The sequence below is a fragment of the Cupriavidus sp. SK-3 genome (assembly GCF_000611145.1).
GTDB lineage: Bacteria > Pseudomonadota > Gammaproteobacteria > Burkholderiales > Burkholderiaceae > Cupriavidus.
Map to the genome: position 1 here is coordinate 4,066 of NZ_JFJV02000083.1, position 19,768 is coordinate 23,833.

15 protein-coding genes are annotated in these 19,768 nt (G+C 66.1%); 8 read left to right on the forward strand and 7 right to left on the reverse strand.

All coding sequences use genetic code 11. The features are described 5' to 3' along the window. Together CF70_RS08820 and CF70_RS08825 are read left to right on the forward strand one after the other, a co-directional pair. A partial coding sequence (locus CF70_RS08820) for a mechanosensitive ion channel family protein (protein WP_235184956.1) occupies nucleotides 1–2,148 on the forward strand: 2,148 nt, incomplete at both ends. Between the two features lie 342 nt (nucleotides 2,149–2,490). Beyond that, a complete protein-coding gene (locus CF70_RS08825) occupies nucleotides 2,491–3,651 on the forward strand; it encodes a helix-turn-helix transcriptional regulator (protein ID WP_035863158.1) in 1,161 nt (386 codons plus the stop codon). Nucleotides 3,652–3,670: 19 nt separating this feature from the next. On the opposite strand, the gene CF70_RS08830 is transcribed toward CF70_RS08825, so the two are convergent. After that, the gene (locus tag CF70_RS08830) at nucleotides 3,671–4,561 is read right to left on the reverse strand and encodes a LysR family transcriptional regulator (protein ID WP_035863160.1); all 891 of its coding nucleotides are present in this window, start codon (nucleotides 4,559–4,561) and stop codon (nucleotides 3,671–3,673) included. 147 nt (nucleotides 4,562–4,708) lie between these two features. Here CF70_RS08830 and CF70_RS08835 point away from each other — a divergent pair, with 147 nt between their 5' ends. The 5 genes from CF70_RS08835 (at nucleotide 4,709) to CF70_RS08855 (ending at nucleotide 9,760) form a co-directional block, all read left to right on the forward strand. After that, nucleotides 4,709–5,917, forward strand: coding sequence for a CaiB/BaiF CoA transferase family protein (locus CF70_RS08835; protein WP_035863162.1), 1,209 nt, complete (start codon nucleotides 4,709–4,711; stop codon nucleotides 5,915–5,917). Between the two features lie 70 nt (nucleotides 5,918–5,987). Continuing rightward, a complete protein-coding gene (locus tag CF70_RS08840) occupies nucleotides 5,988–6,449 on the forward strand; it encodes a MaoC family dehydratase (protein ID WP_035863165.1) in 462 nt (153 codons plus the stop codon). Between the two features lie 53 nt (nucleotides 6,450–6,502). Further along, complete coding sequence (locus tag CF70_RS08845; RefSeq protein ID WP_081862088.1) at nucleotides 6,503–7,546, forward strand: Bug family tripartite tricarboxylate transporter substrate binding protein; 1,044 nt, start codon at nucleotides 6,503–6,505, stop codon at nucleotides 7,544–7,546. A gap of 46 nt (nucleotides 7,547–7,592) precedes the next feature. Next, nucleotides 7,593–8,753: an acyl-CoA dehydrogenase family protein gene (locus CF70_RS08850; protein WP_035863167.1), complete on the forward strand. Its 1,161-nt coding sequence runs from the start codon at nucleotides 7,593–7,595 to the stop codon at nucleotides 8,751–8,753. A 14-nt stretch (nucleotides 8,754–8,767) separates the two neighbouring features. Next, a complete protein-coding gene (locus tag CF70_RS08855; RefSeq protein WP_035863169.1) occupies nucleotides 8,768–9,760 on the forward strand; it encodes an acyl-CoA dehydrogenase family protein in 993 nt (330 codons plus the stop codon). Between the two features lie 23 nt (nucleotides 9,761–9,783). Here the strand turns inward: CF70_RS08855 and CF70_RS08860 are convergent, their stop codons facing one another. After that, entirely contained in the window at nucleotides 9,784–10,458 is a 675-nt protein-coding gene (locus CF70_RS08860; RefSeq protein WP_035863170.1) for a TetR/AcrR family transcriptional regulator, read from the reverse strand. A 101-nt stretch (nucleotides 10,459–10,559) separates the two neighbouring features. On the opposite strand from CF70_RS08860, the gene CF70_RS08865 reads away from it, so the two are divergent. Beyond that, on the forward strand, nucleotides 10,560–11,990 hold the full coding sequence (locus tag CF70_RS08865; protein ID WP_081862089.1) for a protoporphyrinogen/coproporphyrinogen oxidase: 1,431 nt from the start codon (nucleotides 10,560–10,562) through the stop codon (nucleotides 11,988–11,990). A gap of 49 nt (nucleotides 11,991–12,039) precedes the next feature. Here CF70_RS08865 and CF70_RS08870 read toward each other — a convergent pair whose 3' ends face one another. The 5 genes from CF70_RS08870 to CF70_RS08890 all read right to left on the reverse strand — a co-directional run bounded on the left by CF70_RS08870 (nucleotide 12,040) and on the right by CF70_RS08890 (nucleotide 19,759). After that, entirely contained in the window at nucleotides 12,040–13,566 is a 1,527-nt protein-coding gene (locus CF70_RS08870; protein ID WP_035863177.1) for a SpoVR family protein, read from the reverse strand. 187 nt (nucleotides 13,567–13,753) lie between these two features. Then, entirely contained in the window at nucleotides 13,754–15,031 is a 1,278-nt protein-coding gene (locus CF70_RS08875) for a YeaH/YhbH family protein (protein ID WP_035863179.1), read from the reverse strand. A 37-nt stretch (nucleotides 15,032–15,068) separates the two neighbouring features. Then, nucleotides 15,069–16,991: a PrkA family serine protein kinase gene (locus tag CF70_RS08880; RefSeq protein WP_035863181.1), complete on the reverse strand. Its 1,923-nt coding sequence runs from the start codon at nucleotides 16,989–16,991 to the stop codon at nucleotides 15,069–15,071. 426 nt (nucleotides 16,992–17,417) lie between these two features. Next, on the reverse strand, nucleotides 17,418–18,578 hold the full coding sequence (locus tag CF70_RS08885; RefSeq protein ID WP_414629437.1) for an acyl-CoA dehydrogenase family protein: 1,161 nt from the start codon (nucleotides 18,576–18,578) through the stop codon (nucleotides 17,418–17,420). 194 nt (nucleotides 18,579–18,772) lie between these two features. Then, nucleotides 18,773–19,759, reverse strand: a complete 987-nt coding sequence (locus CF70_RS08890) for a Bug family tripartite tricarboxylate transporter substrate binding protein (protein WP_035863185.1) — start codon at nucleotides 19,757–19,759, stop codon at nucleotides 18,773–18,775. Nucleotides 19,760–19,768: the final 9 nt, after the last annotated feature.

The following is a 19,768-nucleotide window of genomic DNA, read 5'->3' on the forward strand; positions in this document are numbered from 1 at the left end:
GAGCCGCTTGCCCATTCGCTTGATCAGGTCATCACCACATTGCAGAGCGACAAGGATCGCAAGGCCCTGGTGGAGCAGTTGCAGACGCTGCGCCAGGGTGTCGATGCGGCCAGCGCGGCGTCGGCGCCGCAGCCGGGCCTGCTCGGGGCGATTGCCGAAGCGGTGGACCACCTCGACGCGACACTGGGCAAGGACAAGGGGCCATGGCATTACTGGCGCTGGCGGATCGATTTCGCCGGCGAGGAGTGGCAGGCCGCGCTGACCGTCAACGGGACCCGCTCGCCGTGGCAATCGGCGCGGGAGTTCGGCACGGTGCTCTCGGCCTGGTTCCTGGCCGGATGGCTGCTGCTGGCGGTCGTCAGGCGGGTGCGCCACCGGCGCATCCGGCCGGCCGTGCACCACGAGTTGCCGACAGTGCCGTCCTGGATGGACGTCGGGCTGTACATGTTGCGCAGGGTGGCGCCGTGGGTCGCGGCCTTCGTCCTGGCGATGCTGCTCTCCAGCAGCATGTTCGAGCGTTCGCCCGCCAGCGTGGCCGGCATGGTGATCGCCTATTCGGTGGTCGCGGGAGCCGTGATGGGTGCCGTGTGCCAGGTCATCTTCGCGCTGTTCAGGTCCGCGCATCGCGCCCACGCGGTGCATGACCTGCTGCTGCACTCGCGCGGGCTGCTGTTCGCCACCGGCGTCCTGGCGGCACTGGGCGACGTCACCAACGACGCCCGGGTGATCGCCTCGCTTGGCACCAACCTCTCGGCGCTGATCTCCACCGTGGCCAATATCGCCGCGGCGCTGCTGATCGGCTGTTTCACGCTGCGCTTTCGCCGGCAGATCGGGCAGATCATCAGCAACCGGCCGCTCGCCTTCCGCCAGGAACATCCCGCCGTCATGGATCTGTTGCGCCTGGTGGGCTCGACCTGGCACCTGCCGGTGCTGGCGGTGGTGGTGGCCTCGGTGGCCGGCACGGTGCTGGCCACCGGCCACGCCGACATCTTCCTGCGGCGCACGGTGGGCTCGGTAGCGTTGTTCGTCGCCGCGCTGCTGCTGACGCTCATCACCGGCCGCTCGCCCAAGGCCGCGCACCGCGCGCCACGCTTTCGCGACCGCCAGCGCTCGGTCTACCTGGCGCGTTTCGGACGCTTCGCCGTGGCGCTGGTGCGGGTGGTGATCTGGTTCGCCTACTTCGAGCTGGCCAGCCGCATCTGGGGCATATCGCTGCTCTCGCTGATTGAATCGACACCTGTCGCCAAGCGCATCGGCGAGGCGGTGTTCAGCGTGACCAGCACGGTGCTGCTGTCCTGGCTGCTGTGGCTGCTGATCGATACAGCCATCACGCAGACACTGACGCCTGCTTACGGGCGCGGGCAGGAGCCCAGCCTGCGGGCCAAGACCATCCTGCCGCTGGTACGCAATGCCTTGTTCGTGGCGCTGCTGGTCATCACGCTGATCGTGGTGCTGGCCAACCTCGGTGTCAATGTGACGCCGCTGCTGGCCGGCGCCGGCGTGGTCGGCCTGGCGATCGGCTTCGGCGCGCAGAGCCTGGTGCAGGACCTGATCACCGGATTGTTTATCGTGGTGGAAGACTCCATCGCGATCGGCGATTCGGTGGAACTGCCCGACCATGCCGGCACGGTGGAGGCCATGACCATCCGCACCGTGAAGCTGCGCGACGGCAAGGGCGCGCTCCACGTGCTGCCGTACAGCCAGATCAAGGCCATCAAGAACATGTCGCGCGGCTATGCCTATGCCGTGTTCAACATCGGCGTGGCCTATGGCAGCGATCTCGATCGCGCCATCGAACTGATCCGCGAGACCGGCAACGAGGTAGCGCGCGATTTCCGTTACGCCCGCAACCTGCTGTCCGGCCTCGATATCCTTGGCCTCGATCGCTTCGACCCTGGCGGGTCGGTGGTGCTGGCCCAGTTCAAGACCCGGCCGCTGACCCAGGCGGAAATCACGCGCGCCTTCAACCTCCGGCTCAAACGCAAGTTTGACCAGCATGGCATCAGCATGGCCACCCAACGGGTGACGGTGCAGGTCGAAAGCGGAACACTCGCCGCTGGCCAGGCAGTTCAGGCCGATGACCTGGCGGCTGGCGCCGCCGCCGCCCGCGCGCCAGGCGCGCCCCCCCCCCCCCCCCCCCCCCCCCGGNNNNCCGCCGGCTGAGCCCGCGGCGGGATGCACAAGACGCACGCAGAAACGGGTACACCTTGCCGGCCCGTGTGTCGGTCGGCGGCATTTCAGCGCTGAAATATTTTGAAATAATCGGCAAAACAATTGCTTATACAACACTGCCGTTTGCGAAGTTATGCTCGGATGCGCATAATGCCGCCAGCGGTAATGCAGAGAAACGGCGCCCTGTAAAACGGGCGACCCGATCCTGTCCGGTGGCGCACGCCAGATCGGAGCCGGCCATCGCGAGCCAGCCGTACCAGCTAGCCAGGAAAAAGCGCAAAGCGGAATCGGGCGAAAGCCACCGGGGAGAAAAACAATATGGGCCACCATCCATCGGCGGACGAAGACTTCCATCGTCTGATCGATTCGATCTATGAGTCGGCGCTTGATGTCACCGCCATGCCTGCCGCGCTTGGTCTCTTCTCCAGCTACACCGACACCGACAGCCCGCATTACCTGGTATGGGACAAGTTGTCCGGGCAGGCGCGCCTCGGCGTCACCCCGCACGGCTGCTTCTCGGCGCAAGGCACTCATGTCCCGGAGGGCCTGCACGCGCTGGCGAACCTGCCGGCGCGCACGCTCGCCGTCGCCCACGCGGGCGACGGCGAGGACGAAGCACCCTGGCGAGCGCCGGCGCATGGCGCCGACCTGGAGCAAGGCATCCGCCTGCTCGATACCGCCGAGGTCTGCGTGCTGATGGGCGGCACCAGCCGCGACGGCCGGCAGGGCGCCGGATTCGGTGGCACGGACGCCTCGGCCTGCCGCAGCCGGCGTCTGGCGCGCGTGCTGCCGCACTGGGCACGCGCCGCGCGCATGCAGCAGCGCAACTTCGAACTGAGCGGCCTGGCCGCCCTTGGCCTGGCCGGGCTCGATTCGCTCGACTTCGGCGTGATGGTGCTGCAGGCCGACATGCGTGTGCGCTACGCCAATATCTGGGCCGAAGCGCTGGTGCAGGCCGACAGCCAGCTGGCGCTGGAAAACGGTGTGCTCACCGCCCACGATCCCAACCTGCACGTCACGCTGCACAAGCTGCTGGAGCGCGCCATGCATCCCCGCAGTGGCGAGGCGGCGGCCGGCTCGTGGATGCATATCACTTCGGGCGGCCAGCCCGTGCCCATCATCGTGCTGCCGCTGGTGGCGCGCCAGCCGGTGGAAGGCCCGTGGCAACTGCCGTTCGCCATGGTGCTGATGGGCAACTCGGAATCGCGCTCGGTGCTCGACACCTCGGTGCTGACCTCGCTGTTCGGCCTGTCGCGCAAGGAAAGCATCGTCGCCATCCGCCTTGCGGCCGGCGAAACCCTCAACGAAATCGCCGAACGCGAGTTTATTTCTCCGCATACGGTACGCGTGCATATCCGCGACATCCTGCGCAAGACCGGCACCCACCGCCAAAGCGAACTGGTGCGCCTGCTCCACCTGCTGCCAGGGGTGGCGCTGGAACGCGCCGGCACGCCGCGTGGCGGCCGGGCGTCCATCTGATCCAGGCCACGAGCCCGGCCTAGCCGGCCGCGGCGCGAGCTACCTCCAGCAGGCGCTGCACCTGGCGATCGTCGCTGTCGGTGGGCGTGGCCAGCGCAATGCCGATGCGCGCGGCCGGCCGCGGACTGGTCAGCCGCAGGAAACGCACGCGCCGGTTGGTATAGCGCGCCGCCACGCTGGGCACCAGCGCCACCCCCAGGCCGCTCTCCACCAGGCTGACGATGGTCTGCACCTGCACCGCCTCTTGCGTCACACGCGGCACGAAGCCCGCTTGCTGGCAAAGCATCATGGCCACCGCCTGGAGGTTTGGCACATCCGCGATCGGATGCATGATGAAGGGCTCGCCGGCGAGTGCCTTGAGCGCGATCGCATCGCTCGCGGCAAAGCGGCTGTCGGCCGGCACCGCGGCCACGAATTCGTCGGTCTCCAGCGGCATGAGCGTATACCCGCCACTGCTCAGGATGGGAAAGCGCACCAGCCCGGCATCGAGCTGATGGCGCTCCAGCCGGTCCAGGATCGCCGCCGAGGTGGATTCATGCAGGATCAGCTCGATGCCAGGGTGGGCCGCGCGGAACGCCGGGATCAGCCTGGGCAGCAAGGCATAGGTAGCCGATCCGACAAAGCCCACGCGCAACGCGCCGCGTTCGCCATGCGCCGCGGCCAGCGCCGCCGCACGCGCCTGGGCCACGTGGAACAGCGCGCGCCGGGCATCGTGCAGCGCGGCCTCGCCGGCCTGGGTCAGCCGCACCCCGCGCGACGTGCGCACGAACAGCGCCGTGCCGAGCGAATCCTCCAGCTTGCGGATCGAAATGGATAGTGGCGGCTGCGCCATGTGCAGGCGCTCGGCCGCGCGATGGAAGTTCCCGGTCTCGGCCAGGGCAACGAACTGCTGAAGTTGACGAAGGTCCACGTTGATATCCGCTGAATATCGGATCCTAAAAATCTAATATTAGACGCAAACGATTGCCCTGTTTCACCCTGTGACCATCGGAATTCGCACGGCCACACCCGGCCGCAAGCGGCAACCGGCACAAGAACAGACAGGAGACCTCCAGGCATGTTGCCCCTCTCAGGCATCCGCGTGATCGACCTATCCACGGTCGTGATGGGCCCGTACGCCAGCCAGTGGCTGGCCGACCTCGGCGCCGAAGTGATCAAGGTGGAACCCCCCGAAGGCGATTCCACGCGGCGCACCGGCCCCGCCGCCGAAGACGGCATGTCGGCCATCTTCCTGGGCGTGAACCGCAGCAAGAAGAGCGTGGTGCTCAATCTCAAGCTGCCCGCGGCCCGGGCCGCGCTGGAGCGCCTGCTGGCGAGCGCCGATGTGTTCATGCACAGCATGCGCCCGCAGAAGCTGGGCGGTCTGGGACTGGAACCCGCCGCCGTGATGGCGCGCCATCCGCGCCTGGTCTACGTCAGCTTGCTGGGCTTTGCCGAGGATGGTCCCTATGGCGGCCGCCCGGCCTACGACGACATCATCCAGGGCTTGTCCGGCAACGCCGCGCTGATGGCGGCGCAAACCGGCACTGTGCGCTATTTCCCCACCATCGCGGCCGACAAGACCAGTGGCCTGGTGGCGGCGCTGTCGATCTCGGCCGCCCTTGCCGGGCGCGAGCGCCAGGGCGGCAAGGGCGCGCTGGTGGAAGTGCCGATGTTCGAGTCGATGGTGGCCTTCAACCTGGTTGAACATCTGTACGGCCAGCATTTCGAACCGCCGCGCGGGCCTGTCGGCTATCCGCGCGTGCTGGCGCCACTGCGCCGGCCTTACCAGACCGCCGACGGCCACGTCTGCATGATGCCGTACACCGATGCGCACTGGCGTGACTTCTTTACCGCCGCGGGCCGTCCCGAGCTGGCGGCCGACGCGCGTTTCGCCGGCATCGCCGCGCGCACGCAGCATATCGAAACGCTGTACGAACTGACCGGCGAAATCGTGCGCGCGCGCACCACCGACGCCTGGCTGGCGCTGTGCGAAACGCTGCAGATCCCGGTCGCGCGCGTCAACCAGCTCGCCGAACTGGTGGACGACCCGCACCTGCGCGCCACCGGCTTCTTCGACATGCTGGACGACCCGGCCATGGGCACGCTGCGCTTTCCCGGCGCGCCGGTGCGGTTCGACGGCGAACGCGCGGCGCCGGCACTGCCGCCGCGCCTGGGGGAGCACACCCGCGGACTGCTCGGCGAGGCGGGCCTGACCACCCAGCAGATCGACGAGCTGGGACGGGACGGCGCAGCCTTTTGCGCGCCCCCGGCCGCCGACGCCTAACCCCTGCCCCATTCCCGCTCCTAACATAAAGGAAGCCGGCCGCCGATGGCGGCCCTCACCAGGAGACGCCGTGCCCCATACCCAACTTCCCCGCCTCGGCCAGGGCTTTTATTGGCAGGACATCAAGGAGGGCCAGGCCTTCCAGACCTTTCGCCGCACCGTGACCGAGACCGACCTGGTCAACTTCATCTCGGTCACCGGCATGCTGGAGGCCATCTTTATCGAAGCGGGCTACGACGGCGGCGCCATTCATGGCCGGCCCGTGCCCGCCGCGCTGACCTACGCGATGATCGAGGGCTTCATCCTGCAGACCATGATCCAGGGCACCGGGCTGGCCATGCTGGAACTGACCCAGAAGATCCTGGCCCCGGTGGTGGTAGGCGACACGATCTGGGCCACCGTCACCGTGACGGGCATCCGCCCGACCTCGCGCAACGGCCGCGCCGTGGTGGACTCGGACATCGAGGTCTTTAACCAGCGCCATGAACGTGTCATGACCTATTCCGCCCGGCGCCTGCTGGCCGGCCGTTAGCCCGTTGGCTCAGTTAGCCGGCGGCGCAAGCCGCCAACACCGGAGGAGACTACATGCCAGGACAAGGCAAGAAGAACGACAAGACCGACAAGACCGATAAAACGACCAGCGTGGCGATTGGCCGCCGCAGCCGCCGGCTCGCCCTGCTGGCCCCCGCGATCCTGGTGCTCGGCGCATTCGCAACCCCCGCCCGCGCCGCCGGCTATCCAGCCCACCCCGTCAAGCTGGTGGTGCCGTTTCCGCCGGGCGGGCCCACCGACCTGGTGTCGCGCGTCATCGCCAGGAAGATGTCGGAGGAACTGGGCCAGCAGGTGATCGTGGACAACCGGCCCGGCGCCAATGGCAATATCGCCGCGGAGCTGGTCGCCAAATCGCCGGCCGATGGCTACACGGTGCTCTACAACACCTCGTCGATCGCGCTGAGCCCGGCGTTGTACAAGCATCTGTCCTACGACGTGCAGCGCGACTTCGCCCCGGTGGCGATGACGGCGATGGTGCCGCTGGTGCTGGAGGTCAACGCCCAGGTGCCGGCCTCCAACCTGGCCGAGTTCATCCAGTACCTGAAGGCCAACCCCGGCAAGCTGACCTACGGCTCGGCCGGCAACGGCAACGTGACCCACCTCGCGGCCTTCCTGTTCCTGCAGGCCAACGGCCTGTCGGCGGTGCACGCGCCCTACAAGGGCAGCGCGCCGGCGCTGACCGACCTGGCCGGCGGCCAGGTGCAGTTCATGGCCGACACCATCAACTCCTCGCTGCCGTTTATCCGCGACAAGCGCATGAAGGCGCTCGCGGTGACCAGCATCACGCGCAGCGCGCAGCTGCCCGATGTGCCGACCGTGGCCGAGACCGTGATGCCGGGCTTCGAGGTGGGCGCCTGGCAAGGCATGCTGGTGCCGGCCAGGACGCCGCCCGAGATCGTGCAAAAGCTCAATGCCGCCACGCTCAGGGCCCTGGCCGCGCCGGACGTGCGCGCCAGCCTGGCCGCGCAGGGCGCCGAGCCGCGCGGCAACAGCCCCGAAGCCTACGGGAAGTACCTGGCGCAGGAAATCACGCGCTGGCAAAAGGTGGTGAAGGACTCCGGCGTGACGCTGGAATGATCCGCCCCTTCCCCATCGCGCGCACCGCCTGTCACGGAGAACCGTCTTGACTTCCCTGCTGAGTACCTTCCAGCTCACCGCCCTGCCACCGGCGGCTGCCGCCTTCCGGCGCGAGGTGAAAGCCTTCCTCGCCGAACATCTGCCCGAACTGCCGCCCGAGAAGCGCGCGCGCTCCTGGATGGGCTTCAACGCCGGTTTCAGCCGCGCGCTCGCGGGCCGCGGCTGGGTGGGCATCACCTTGCCCGCGCAATACGGCGGCGCCGGACTCGATCCGTTCTCGCGCTTCGTGCTGGTGGAGGAACTGCTGGCCTGCGGCGCCCCGGTTTCGGCCCACTGGATTGCCGACCGCCAGAGCGGGCCGCTGATCCTGCGCTACGGCAGCGACGAGCAGAAGGCCTTCTACCTGCCCCGCATCTGCAAGGGCGAGGCCTTCTTCTGCATCGGCATGAGCGAGCCCAACTCCGGCTCCGACCTCGCCAGCGTCGCCACCCGCGCCGTGCCCGAGCCGGACGGCGGCTGGCGCCTGAACGGCCGCAAGATCTGGACGACCAATGCCGACCGCTGCCACTACATGCTGGCGCTGGTGCGCACCTCCGGCAATGCCGAGGACCGCCAGCGCGGGTTGTCGCAGGTCATCGTCGACCTGTCCGCGCCAGGCGTCACGGTGCGCCCGATCCATGACCTGGCGGGCGATGCGCACTTCTCCGAAGTCAGCTTCGAGGACGTGATGCTGCCCGCGCAGGCACTGGTCGGCCGCGAAGGCAGCGGCTGGGAACAGGTCAACGCGGAACTGGCCTTCGAGCGCAGCGGGCCCGAGCGGCTGTATTCCAGCGTGGTGCTGCTCGATACCTGGATCGCGGCGCTGCGGCGCGTGCCGGAGGCGCGGCGCGACACCGTCACCATCGGCCGGCTGGCGGCCAGGCTGGCGGTGCTGCGCGCCATGTCGCTGGCGGTCACCGCCCGGCTCGCCGCTGGTGAAAGCCCGGTGGTGGAAGCCGCGCTGGTCAAGGACCTTGGCACGGAGTTCGAGCAGTCCATCCCCGCGCTGGCCGAAGCCGCGCTGGGCGCCGACCCGCAACTCGCCGCCGATCCCGGCCTGTACCGCACCCTGGCCTATGTCAGCCAGGTCGCGCCGTCCTATTCGCTGCGCGGTGGCACGCGCGAGATCCTGCGCGGCATGATCGCCCGGGGCCTAGGCCTGCGCTGAACCGGAGTTCCAACATGCATAACGCTTACTCGGACGCGCTCGATACCGTGCTGCGCGACTGCTGCACGCCCGCCGCAGTCCGCGCCGTGGAACGCGGCGACGATCACCAGCCGCTATGGCAGGCGCTGCAGGACAGCGGCTTTGCCGACTGCCTGCTGCCGGAGGACGCCGGCGGCGCCGGCCTGCCGCTGGACGAACTGGCGCCGGTGTTGTTTACGCTGGGCCGTCATGCGGTGCCCTTGCCGCTGGGCCAGACACTGTTCGCCCGCGCGCTGCTGCATGCCGCCGGGCTGGCGGTGCCGCCCGAGCCCATCGCGCTCGCGAGCTTCGACAGCGGCGCGGATACCGCGCCGGTACCCGGGGGCGCGCAGGCTGCGTGGTTCCTGGTGCAGGAAGACACGCGCTGCGTGCTGCTGCCGCGCGCCCAGGCACAGGCCAGCGCGACCGGTGTCCATGCGGACCTGGCCGTGAGCCTGCCGCGCCCCGCGCGCGATGGCTTGCCCGCCTTCACGCTGCCGGCCGGTGCCCTGCGCCAGACCGGCGCCTGCCTGCATGCCGCGCAACTGGCTGGCGCGATGTCGCATGTGTTCGAGATGACGCTGCAATATGCCAACGACCGCCAGCAGTTCGGCCGCGCCATTGGCAAGTTCCAGGCCATCCAGCACCAGATCAGCATCATGGCCGAACACGTCACCGCCGCGCGCATGGCCGCGCAGATCGCCTGCGCCGCCGGTGGCTGGCGGCCGGACCCGCTGCGCGCAGCCATCGGCAAGCTCAACGCCAGCGAGGCCGTCACGCCAGTGGCTGCCATCGCGCATGCCGTGCACGGCGCCATCGGCATCACCGAGGAATACGACCTGCAACTCTATACGCGCCGCCTGCATGCCTGGCGGCTGGCGGACGGGTCGGAAACGTACTGGGGGCGGGTGGTGGGTGAACTGGTGTGCGGCCAGGCCGGGCCAGGGGTGGTGGATACGGTGCGTGGCTGGAGTACCGATGCGGCCTGAACCGTAGAGCCGGCCAAACCGGCCTAACCGGCTTCCGGCTCGCGCTGCAGCAGGCCCCAGCACAGGCGAACGAGTTCGTCCTCCAGCGCAGGGCTGCCGAGCAGGGGCGAGCGCTCCAGCGAGGCCGCCCGCACCACACCGAACAAGGCGCGGGTCAGCGCAAACATCTGGGCCGGGGCAGGCACCCGCAGCGCGCCCATGCCGAGCGCCTGCAGTTGCGCGCCGATCCGTTCGCTGGCCATGCGCAGCGCCGCCACGGCGTCTTCGTCGCGGTCGTGGCGCCAGGCCAGGCGGGCCAGCGCGCGGGTGTGGTCATCGTACCCGCCGAAACTGAGCACATAAGCCTGTACATAGGCGCGCAGCGCGGCGCGGGCGGCTTCCTTCCCGGGCATGCCCGCCGTGGCCGGCATCGCCGCCATGCGCTCGGCCAGCATCGCTTCCAGCGCGAGCATCGCGGCGTCGCGCTGTTGCTCGATCAAGGCCCGGAGGATGGCCGCGCGGTCGGCGAAGTACTGGTAGAGCGAGCCGACCGATACGCCCGCCAGGGCGGCGATCTGCTCGGTGGTGGGTTCGGGCTGGCCACGCATCTCGCGTTCCGCGAACAATTTAACCGCGGCCTGCAGGATGGCTTGCACGGTATGTTGCGCGCGCTGCTGCGAGGGCTGGCGGCGCTTGGGCGGTTCGGTGGCGGCGGGCATGATGGAATCTGAGCGGAAAGCGAATTGGCCGGAACGCGGTAAGCGGCTAGATTGTCGCACGCTGCCCGTCACGCACGGGTCATCAAGACAGGTCCCAGATCATGCATGCCGCTTCCTCGCCGTCACCCGTTCTACCAACATCGACAGAGCCGGTTTACTCCCCCGGCGTGCACCGCGCGCCTACCGCGATCGTGGCCGGCGCCGGCATTGCCGGCCTGTGCGCGGCGGATGCACTCGCGCGTGCCGGCGTGCAGGTGCGCGTGTTCGAAGCCGCCCAGGAGGCTGGCGGCCGCATGCGCACTGAAACCTTCGGACGGCATGTGATCGAATGCGGCGCGCAGTTCCTGTCCACCGGCTATACGGTGCTACCGGCACTGGCGCGGCAGCTAGGCCTGGCTGGCGGCCTGCGCGCAGCCAGCCAGGTCAACGCGGTGATACGGCAAGGCCGCCCGCGCCGCGTGCGCGCGCAGAGCATGCTGGACCCGCTGCGCAGCGGCCTGCTGGGACTGCCAGCCTGGCTGCGCCTGGGGCTGGCGCTGGGCCGTGAAGGCCACGTACTGCGCACGCTGCCGCTCAACGACCTGGGCCAATGGGCTCGCTACGACGAGGAATCCGCCAGCGAGTGGCTTGACCGCCGTGGCTGCGGCGAAGCGCTCGCCTACGTCACGGAGCCATTGCTGCAGGGCTTCTATTTCCTCACGCCGGAAACGTCGTCCGCGGCGCTGATGCTGCTGGCCAGCGGCTTCGGCGCGCGCCGCTGCAGCACCACCTCGCTGGCCGGCGGCATGCAGAGCCTGCCGCGCGCGCTGGCGCGCTCGCTACATGTGGAAACTGGACGGCGTGTCGATGCCATCCGCCAGCAAGACACCGGCGTGGTGGTGAGCGGTGCGGGCTTCGAAGCCCGCGCCGACTTTGTCGTGTGCGCGTTGCCGGCGCCATTCGCCCGGCAAGCCTGGCCGGGCGCGGACGCGCTGGAGCACCGCCTGCTCGCCACCGGCTACAGCCGCACCATCAACCTGTCGCTGCTAGCGCGGCCCGATTTCCGTGTGCCGCGGGCCCTGGCGGGCACCTATGGCGTGCTGGTGCCGCGTGCCGAGCGCCGCCATGTGGCCGCACTGGCACTGGATGCGGGCAAGCACCACCTTGGCGACCCCGCTAGCGGACACGGACAGGTGATCCAGGTCATGCTGGAAGACCGCGCCGCCGCCGACCGGCTGGGCGCAAGCGATGCGCAAATCCTCGCCGACGTGCTGCCCGAGGTCGAGCGCCACCTGCCGGGGATTTCGCGTCAGATAGAGGACTGCCTGGTCACGCGCTGGGCGCAGGCGATGCCCGCAGTGCCGGTCGGCCGCGCCGCCGATGTGCAGGCGTACCGCAGCCGTCCGCCTGCACCACGGCAACGGGTCTTCCTGGCGGGGGACTATATGAACGCGCCCTTCACGGAGGCTGCCGCGGCGACCGGGCACTGGGCCGCGGAGGCGATCATGCGGACGCTTCAGGCGGCGGCGCGGGCCGGCGCGCGGCCGGCGTGACGCCGCGCGCGGACAACCGACGGCGGCCGCCCGCGCGGCAACGAAGCGATCAAGCGGCCTTGCGATGCCGGCGTTCCGGCTTGCATTCGTACTTGGATTCGCGGCGGCCGTCTTCGTAGGCCACCTCCAGCCGCACCGTGAAACCCCACAGCCGTGTGACGTGCCGGATCACCTCATCGAAATTCTGCGCCAGCGGACGGCGGTCGTTCTGCAGGTGGCGCAGCGTCAGCGAGCGGTCGCCACCCACATCCACGTTGGTGATCTGGATATTGGGCTCCATATTCGACAAGTCGTACTGGTTGGCCAGCAACTGCCGGATATTCCGGTAGCCCTCGTCGTCATGGATGGCGGTCACGCGCAGCTTGCCTTCGCGGTCGTCGTCGAGCACGGAGAACAGCTTGAGCTCACGGATCACGCGCGGCGACAGGAACTGCAGCAGGAAGCTCTCGTCCTTGAAGTTGCGCATGGCGAAATCGAGCGTCTTGCGCCAGTCGCTGCCGGCGAATTCCGGAGCCCAGCGATAGTCTTCCTCGGTCGGGTTCTCGCACATGCGGCGCAGGTCCTGGAACATCAGGAAACCCACGGTGTACGGGTTGAGGCCGCTGTAGTACGGGCTGTTGTACGGCGGTTGGTAAATCACATTGGTGTGCGCCTGCAGCAATTCCATCATGAAGGCGTCGTTGACCAGGCCTTCTTCATATAGCTGGTGCAGGATGGTGTAGTGCCAGAACGTGGCCCAGCCTTCGTTCATGACCTTGGTCTGGCGCTGCGGATAGAAGTACTGTGCGATCTTGCGCACGATGCGCACGATCTCGCGCTGCCAGGGCGCGAGCTTGGGCGCATTCTTCTCGATGAAGTAGAGCAGGTTTTCCTGCGGCTCCGGCGGGAAGGGCACATCGCGCTCCAGCCCTTCATCGTCTTCGAGCGCATGCGCGCGGTGCTTGGGCAGGGTGCGCCACAGGTCGTTGACCTGCGTCTGCAGGTAATTCTCCCGCTCGGTCTGGCGCGCCTGCTCCTCGGCAATGGAGAGCTTCTTGGGACGCTTGTAGCGATCCACGCCGTAGTTCTGCAGCGCGTGGCAGGAATCCAGCAACTGTTCCACTTCCTGCTCGCCGTAACGCTGCTCGCATTCGGCTACATAGTTCTTGGCGAACAGCAGGTAGTCGATGATGGCGTCCGCATTGGTCCAGGTGCGGAACAGGTAGTTGCCCTTGAAGAAGGAGTTGTGGCCATAGCAGGCGTGCGCGATTGTCAGCGCCTGCATTGGCATGGTGTTCTCCTCCATCAGGTAGGCAATGCAGGGATTCGAGTTGATCACGATCTCGTAGGCCAGCCCCATATGCCCGCGCTGGTAGCTGCGCTCCGACGCCAGGAAATGCTTGCCATACGACCAGTGGTTGTAGCCGACGGGCAGCCCGGACGACGCGTACGCGTCGAGCATCTGCTCGGCGGTAATGATCTCGACCTGATTGGGATAGGTGTCCAGGCCGAAATCACCGGCAATGCGGGCGATTTCGCGGTCATAGCGCTGGATCAGCTCGAAGGTCCACTCCGAGCCGGTGGAGAGATATGCCATTTACGACCCCCGTTGCGGGTGAAGCCCATGCCCGCGTTTCAGTCTCAAAACGACCTTGGGTTGTTCCCCTCTCCCGCAAGCGGGAGAGGGGCCGGGGAAGAGGGCGGGTGCATCGACGAAGCGTCCGCGCCTGAAAACCATCCCTCTCCCCTACCTCTCCCCAGAGGGGAGAGGGGGAAAACCTGCCTCAGCGGCTCGACGGCCAGGCCGCTTTCTTCTGGAACAGGTCATGCAGCACGGGATAGATCTCGTCCGGCCCGATGATGCGCTGCATGGCGAAATTCTCGTAGCGCTCCTTTACCGCCAGATACTCTTCCCAGAGATTCTGCGGTTCCTCCGAAGCCACCTCCACATAGGCGTAATACTGCACCAGCGGCAGGATGGACTCGCGCAGCAAGCGCCCGCACAACTCCGAATCGCCCGCCCAGTTGTCGCCGTCCGACGCCTGGGCGCAGTAGATATTCCACTGGCTGGGGGGATAGCGGTCCTGGATCACCTCGACCATCAGCTTGAGCGCGCTGGATACAACCGTACCACCGGATTCGCGCGAATGGAAGAAATCCTCCTCGTTGACTTCCTTCGCCACCGTGTGATGGCGAATGAACACCACGTCGATGCGATCGTAGTTGCGCTTGAGGAACAGATACAGAAGCATGAAGAAGCGCTTGGCGAGATCCTTGCGGCTCTCGTCCATGGAGCCCGAGACGTCCATCAGGCAAAACATCACCGCCTGCGCCTGCGGCCGCTTCTTCAGCACGCGGTTGTTGTACCGCAGGTCGAGCTTCTCGATAAAGGGCACGCGTTCCACGCAGGAGCGCAGGTGGCGCATCTCCTTCATCAGTTCCAGCGCGCGTGCCGAATAAGGCCCGTCCTGCTCCAGCACCTCGCCATATTCCTGCTCCAGCAGCACGAGCTTTTTCTGGTAGGGGCTCGACAAGGCGATGCGCCGCCCGAGCGAGCTTCGCATCGTGCGCAGGATGGACAGATTGGAAGGAGTACCGTCGATGGAGAAGCCAGCCCTGACCTTGCGGACCTCGGCGATCTTGGCGAGGTGGCGCTTGGCCATGTCCGGCAGCGCCATGTCCTCGAAAAAGAAGTTGAGGAAATCCTCGCGCGACAGGGTGAAGACGAAATCATCCTCGCCTTCGCCCGAATCGCTCGCCTTGGAGCCGCCTCCACCGCCACCTTGCTGCTGGCGGTCGAAGCTATCCCCCCGGACAAATTTCTTGTTGCCCGGATGGATCCACTCCCGCCGGCCGCCCTGGCCGTGGTGGAAGGCAGGTTCGGAGATGTCCTTGACCGGAATGGACACCTGCCCGCTTTGCTCGATGTCCATGATCTTCCGGCCGGACACCGCCTTCGCTACCGCCTGGCGTATCTGCTCGCGGTAGCGTTTGATGAAGCGTTGCTGGTTGACGGCACTCTTGTTGCCGCCATTCTCGCGCCGATCGATGACCGTGGCCATATGCTTGCCCTCTTGGAGAGGCCTCGTCCAAGCGCCGTTACGATGATTTTCTTACGCGCAAATACCACTCCACAAGTAAGCGGACCTGCTTCGCCGTGTAGCCCTTCTCAACCATGCGGTTGACGAAATTCGCGTGCTTGTCCTGGTCCTCGCGAGAGGACTTGGCGTTGAACGAAATCACGGGCAGCAAGTCTTCGGTGGTGGAGAACATGCGCTTCTCGATGACCATGCGCAACTTCTCGTAGCTGGTCCACGCGGGGTTCTTGCCCGCGTTGTTGGCCCGCGCCCGCAGCACGAAGTTGACGATCTCGTTGCGGAAGTCCTTGGGGTTGGATATCCCCGCGGGCTTTTCCACCTTCTCAAGCTCGTCGTTCAGCGCATTGCGGTCGAGAATCTCGCCGGTGTTCGGGTCGCGATATTCCTGGTCCTGGATCCACAGGTCGGCAAACACCACATAGCGGTCGAAGATGTTCTGGCCGTATTCGGAGTACGACTCCAGGTAAGCGGTCTGGATCTCCTTGCCGATGAAATCCACGAACGGCGCGGTCAGATACTCCTTGATGTAAGACCGCAGCTTGGCCTCCTGTTCCGGCGGGAACTGCTCGCGCTCGATCTGTTGCTCGAGCACATAGAGCAGGTGCACCGGATTGGCGGCCACCTCGGTGTTGTCGAAATTGAAGACCTTGGACAAGACCTTGAAGGCAAAGCGCGTGGACAAGCCGTTCATGCCTTCGTCGATGCCGGCGTAGTCGCGGTACTCCTGGTACGACTTGGCCTTGGGGTCGACGTCCTTCAGGCTCTCGCCGTCATAGACGCGCATCTTGGAGAAGATGTTCGAATTCTCCGGCTCCTTGATGCGGGTGAGTACGGCGAACTGTCCCATCATCTTCAAGGTGTTGGGCGCGCAGGGCGCGGCCGACAGCGAACTGCTGCGCAGCAGCTTGTCGTAGATCTTCACCTCGTCCGACACGCGCAGGCAGTACGGCACCTTGACGATGTAGATCCGGTCGAGGAAAGCCTCGTTGTTCTTGTCCGCCTTGAAGGTCGTCCACTCGGCCTCGTTCGAGTGCGCCAGGATAACGCCGTCGAAGGGGATCGCGCCGAAGCCTTCGGTACCCTTGTAGTTTCCTTCCTGGGTGGCGGTCAGCAACGGGTGCAGGACCTTGATAGGCGCCTTGAACATTTCGACGAACTCGAGCAACCCGCGGTTGGCCAGGCAGAGGCCTCCGGAGTACGAGTAAGCATCGGGATCGTCCTGCGGGAAATCTTCCAGCTTGCGGATATCGACCTTACCGACCAGCGAGGAGATGTCCTGGTTGTTTTCATCGCCGGGCTCCGTCTTCGAGATCGCGATCTGCGAGAGCACCGAGGGACGCAGCTTGACCACGCGGAAGCGCGTGATGTCGCCGTTGAACTCGTGCAGGCGCTTGACGGCCCATGGCGAGGCGATGGTGTTGAGATAACGCACCGGGATGCCATAGTCCTCTTCCAGGATCTTGCCGTCCTCCTCGGGCGAGAACAGCCCGAGCGGAGATTCATGGATCGGCGAGCCCTTCAACGCGTAGATGGGAACCTGCTCCATCAGCGCCTTGAGTTTCTCCGCCAGCGAGGACTTGCCACCGCCCGGAGGCCCGAGCAGGTAGAGGATCTGCTTGCGTTCCTCGAGACCCTGGGCGGCATGCTTGAAGAACGCGACGATCTGCTCGATCGTGTCTTCCATGCCGTAGAACTCGCGGAAGGCCGGATAGATCCTGATGACCTTGTTGAAGAACAGGCGGGACAGCCGAGGATCGTGGTGGGTGTCCACCAGTTCCGGCTGACCGATGGCGGCGAGCATGCGCTCGGCCGCGGTCGCATAGGCGGAAGGATCCTTCTTGCAGATATCCAGATACTCCTGGATGCTGTATTCCTCTTCCTTGCGAGCTTCGAAGCGTGTGGCGTAGTGGCCGAAAATGTCCATACCTCACTCCCGTCAGAGTCCCGTCCGAGGCGAAGGTAGATCTACTACATCTACTACAACTCAAGATTCCGCGGCAGCGTTTGCGGCTCCGCCACCCCGGCTTGGCGGTGCTGCCATGTTGCGAAATCTTTACTTAATCATAGTCAAATAACGGCAGGAACTGAGACTCGGTTGACGAACTTTGCAACTGTGCAACGGATCCGATCGACTCACCGTACCACCACCCCAGGCCCCGCTCGCGACGGGCATTTGAACCATGTCTTGTGACACACATTACACCTTTCCTGTACTCCCTGCACAGTTGGTTTTGTAACGAGAAGCACGCATCGAAACCTGCAACCCGCGCTGCGCCGGGCTTCGCGGGCAGCCTACTTCCAACGTCCTACGGCATTGGCATGAGTGGCTGCCCGCATGGCCCCTCGCGCATCAAAGCGTGCGCGCCACCAGCTCCTTCATGATCTCGTTGGAGCCGCCATAAATCTTGCTGACCCGCGCGTTCGCATACATGCGGGCGATCGGGTATTCGAGCATATAACCGTACCCGCCATGCAGCTGCAGGCATTCGTCGATGATTTCGCAGTTCTTCTGCGAGCACCACCACTTGGCCATCGCCGCGGTGGGGGCATCGAGTTCGCCGGCGAGCAAACGCACCATGCAATCATCGACGAAGGTCGCGGCGATGGTTGCCTCGGTCTTGCACTCCGCGAGCTTGAAGCGCGTGTTTTGCATATCGATCAGCGGTTTTCCGAACACCTGCCGCTCGCGTACGTAGTCGGTCGTGAGTTCGATGGCGCGCTGCATGCTCGCCACCGCACCGAGCGCGATGATCATGCGCTCCTGCGGCAGTTGCTGCATCAACTGATAAAAACCCTGCCCCTCCTCTTCGCCCAGCAGGTTATCCACCGGCACGCAGACATCGTCGAAGAACAGCTCGGCGGTGTCCTGGCCCTTCTGTCCGATTTTTTCAAGGATACGTCCACGCCTGAAGCCGGGCAGGTCCCGGGTCTCGACCATGATGAGAGAGACGCCACGCGCGCCGGCTTCGGGATCCGTCTTGGCCACCACGCAGATCAGGTCGGCGTGGTAGCCGTTGGTGATAAAGGTTTTTGCACCGTTGATGCGATAGATGTCTCCGTTCTGGGTCTTTTCACGCACCGCTCGGGTGCGTACCGACTTCAGATCGGAGCCCGCGCCGGGCTCCGACATGGCGATGGCGGCCACCATGGCGCCGGACGCCATCTGGGGCAGCCATTTGCGCTTCTGCGCCTCGGTACCGTAGTTGAGCAAGTAATGGGCCACGATGCCACTGTGCACGCCGTTGCCCAGGCTGGTGGCGATGGCGCGCGCCATTTCGATACAGATCACCGCCTCGTGCGCAAAGTTCCCCCCGCCACCGCCGTACTCTTCCGGAATGCTGGCGCACAGCAGGCCGACTTCGCCCGCGCGGTTCCAGACTTCGCGGTCGATGTAGCCGCGTTCGGCCCAGCGGGCTTCATTCGGCACCAGCTCGCGCTCGACGAAGCGGCGCACGGTGTCCTGGAACATGCCCAGCTCTTCATTCATCCAGGGCACCTTGCGGGCTGCCATCGCCATGTTCTTGTCGGTATTTCCCATGATGTCTCCTTGATGGATATTGCGTTGCGCGGCACGAACGAGGGTCCGGCCTGCCTGTTGCCTTGCTTTCTTCACGCCGGCACGAGCCATGCTGCGTTGCAGTACCGCCTGCCCGGCCTCGCTGTCAATCAGCGCATATGTGTTGAATGCGGCATAAATCTGCCGTCTCAGTCGAGCTGGATGTGCGCGTCGCGCACGATGCGGGCCCACTTGGGGGTATCCGTCGCGACCAGCGCCGCCAGCTCTTCGGAAGAGGACCCGACCGGCTGCAGTCCCATCGCCGAAAGCTTCTGCGAGACTTCGGGCAGGCGCACGATGCGGCCAATCTCGGTCGAGAGCCGATTGACCAAGTCGCGCGGCGTATTGGCCGGCAGGAACACCGAGAACCAGCCGCTTGGCTCAAACCCGGCGAAGCCGGCCTCCGCGAAGGTCGGCACGGCCGCCAGCGATTTGTAGCGCTGGGTGCCGGTGATGGCGAGAATCCTGAACTTCCCGCTATTCAGATGGCTGTTGGCGGAGGTCACGTCGACGAAGGCCGAATCCACCTGCCCGCCAAGCACGTCGCTCATCAGCGGCGCGGCGCCCTTGTATGGAATGTGCGTCAGCTCCAGCCCCGCCTGCATCTTCAACAGCTCGCCGTGCAGGTGCGAGGAAGTGCCGTTGCCGTAGGAGCCGTAGCTGAGCTTGCCGGATTTGGCCAGGGCGACGAACTCGGCCAATGTATTGGCCGGCACCCGGTTGGGCACCACGAACAGGTCGGAGGACCTGGCAATCAGCGAGACCGGCGCGAAATCGCGTGTCACGTCATAGGGAATGCGCTTGTACAGGCCGGGCGACTGGATCATGGCGGTAATGCCGAGCAGCACCGTGTAGCCGTCTGGCGGCGCCTTGGCCACGATGTCGTTGCCGAGCATGCCGCTGGCGCCGGGCTTGTTGTCGACCACGACCGGCTGGCCCCAGGCCTCGGTCAGGCGCTGGCCGATCATGCGCGCGATCGTGTCGGTGCCGCCGCCGGCGGGATAAGGCACCACCATGCGAATGGGCCGTGCCGGATAGTTGCCCTGCGCCAGTGCCGGCCATTGCCATCCGGCCAGCAGCACGCCGCTTCCCAGTGCTGCCGCCTGGCCCAGCCAGTTGCGTCTCGTTGCTTTCATGCTGTCTCC

Bases quoted from the DNA above. Each gene is read 5' to 3' on its own strand.
- CF70_RS08825 (WP_035863158.1), top strand. From the start codon at position 2,491: ATGGGCCACCATCCATCGGCGGACGAAGACTTCCATCGTCTGATCGAT.
- CF70_RS08835 (WP_035863162.1), top strand. From the start codon at position 4,709: ATGTTGCCCCTCTCAGGCATCCGCGTGATCGACCTATCCACGGTCGTG.
- CF70_RS08845 (WP_081862088.1), top strand. From the start codon at position 6,503: ATGCCAGGACAAGGCAAGAAGAACGACAAGACCGACAAGACCGATAAA.
- CF70_RS08855 (WP_035863169.1), top strand. From the start codon at position 8,768: ATGCATAACGCTTACTCGGACGCGCTCGATACCGTGCTGCGCGACTGC.
- CF70_RS08860 (WP_035863170.1), bottom strand. From the start codon at position 10,458: ATGCCCGCCGCCACCGAACCGCCCAAGCGCCGCCAGCCCTCGCAGCAG.
- CF70_RS08865 (WP_081862089.1), top strand. From the start codon at position 10,560: ATGCATGCCGCTTCCTCGCCGTCACCCGTTCTACCAACATCGACAGAG.
- CF70_RS08870 (WP_035863177.1), bottom strand. From the start codon at position 13,566: ATGGCATATCTCTCCACCGGCTCGGAGTGGACCTTCGAGCTGATCCAG.
- CF70_RS08875 (WP_035863179.1), bottom strand. From the start codon at position 15,031: ATGGCCACGGTCATCGATCGGCGCGAGAATGGCGGCAACAAGAGTGCC.
- CF70_RS08880 (WP_035863181.1), bottom strand. From the start codon at position 16,991: ATGGACATTTTCGGCCACTACGCCACACGCTTCGAAGCTCGCAAGGAA.
- CF70_RS08885 (WP_414629437.1), bottom strand. From the start codon at position 18,578: ATGGCAGCCCGCAAGGTGCCCTGGATGAATGAAGAGCTGGGCATGTTC.
- CF70_RS08890 (WP_035863185.1), bottom strand. From the start codon at position 19,759: ATGAAAGCAACGAGACGCAACTGGCTGGGCCAGGCGGCAGCACTGGGA.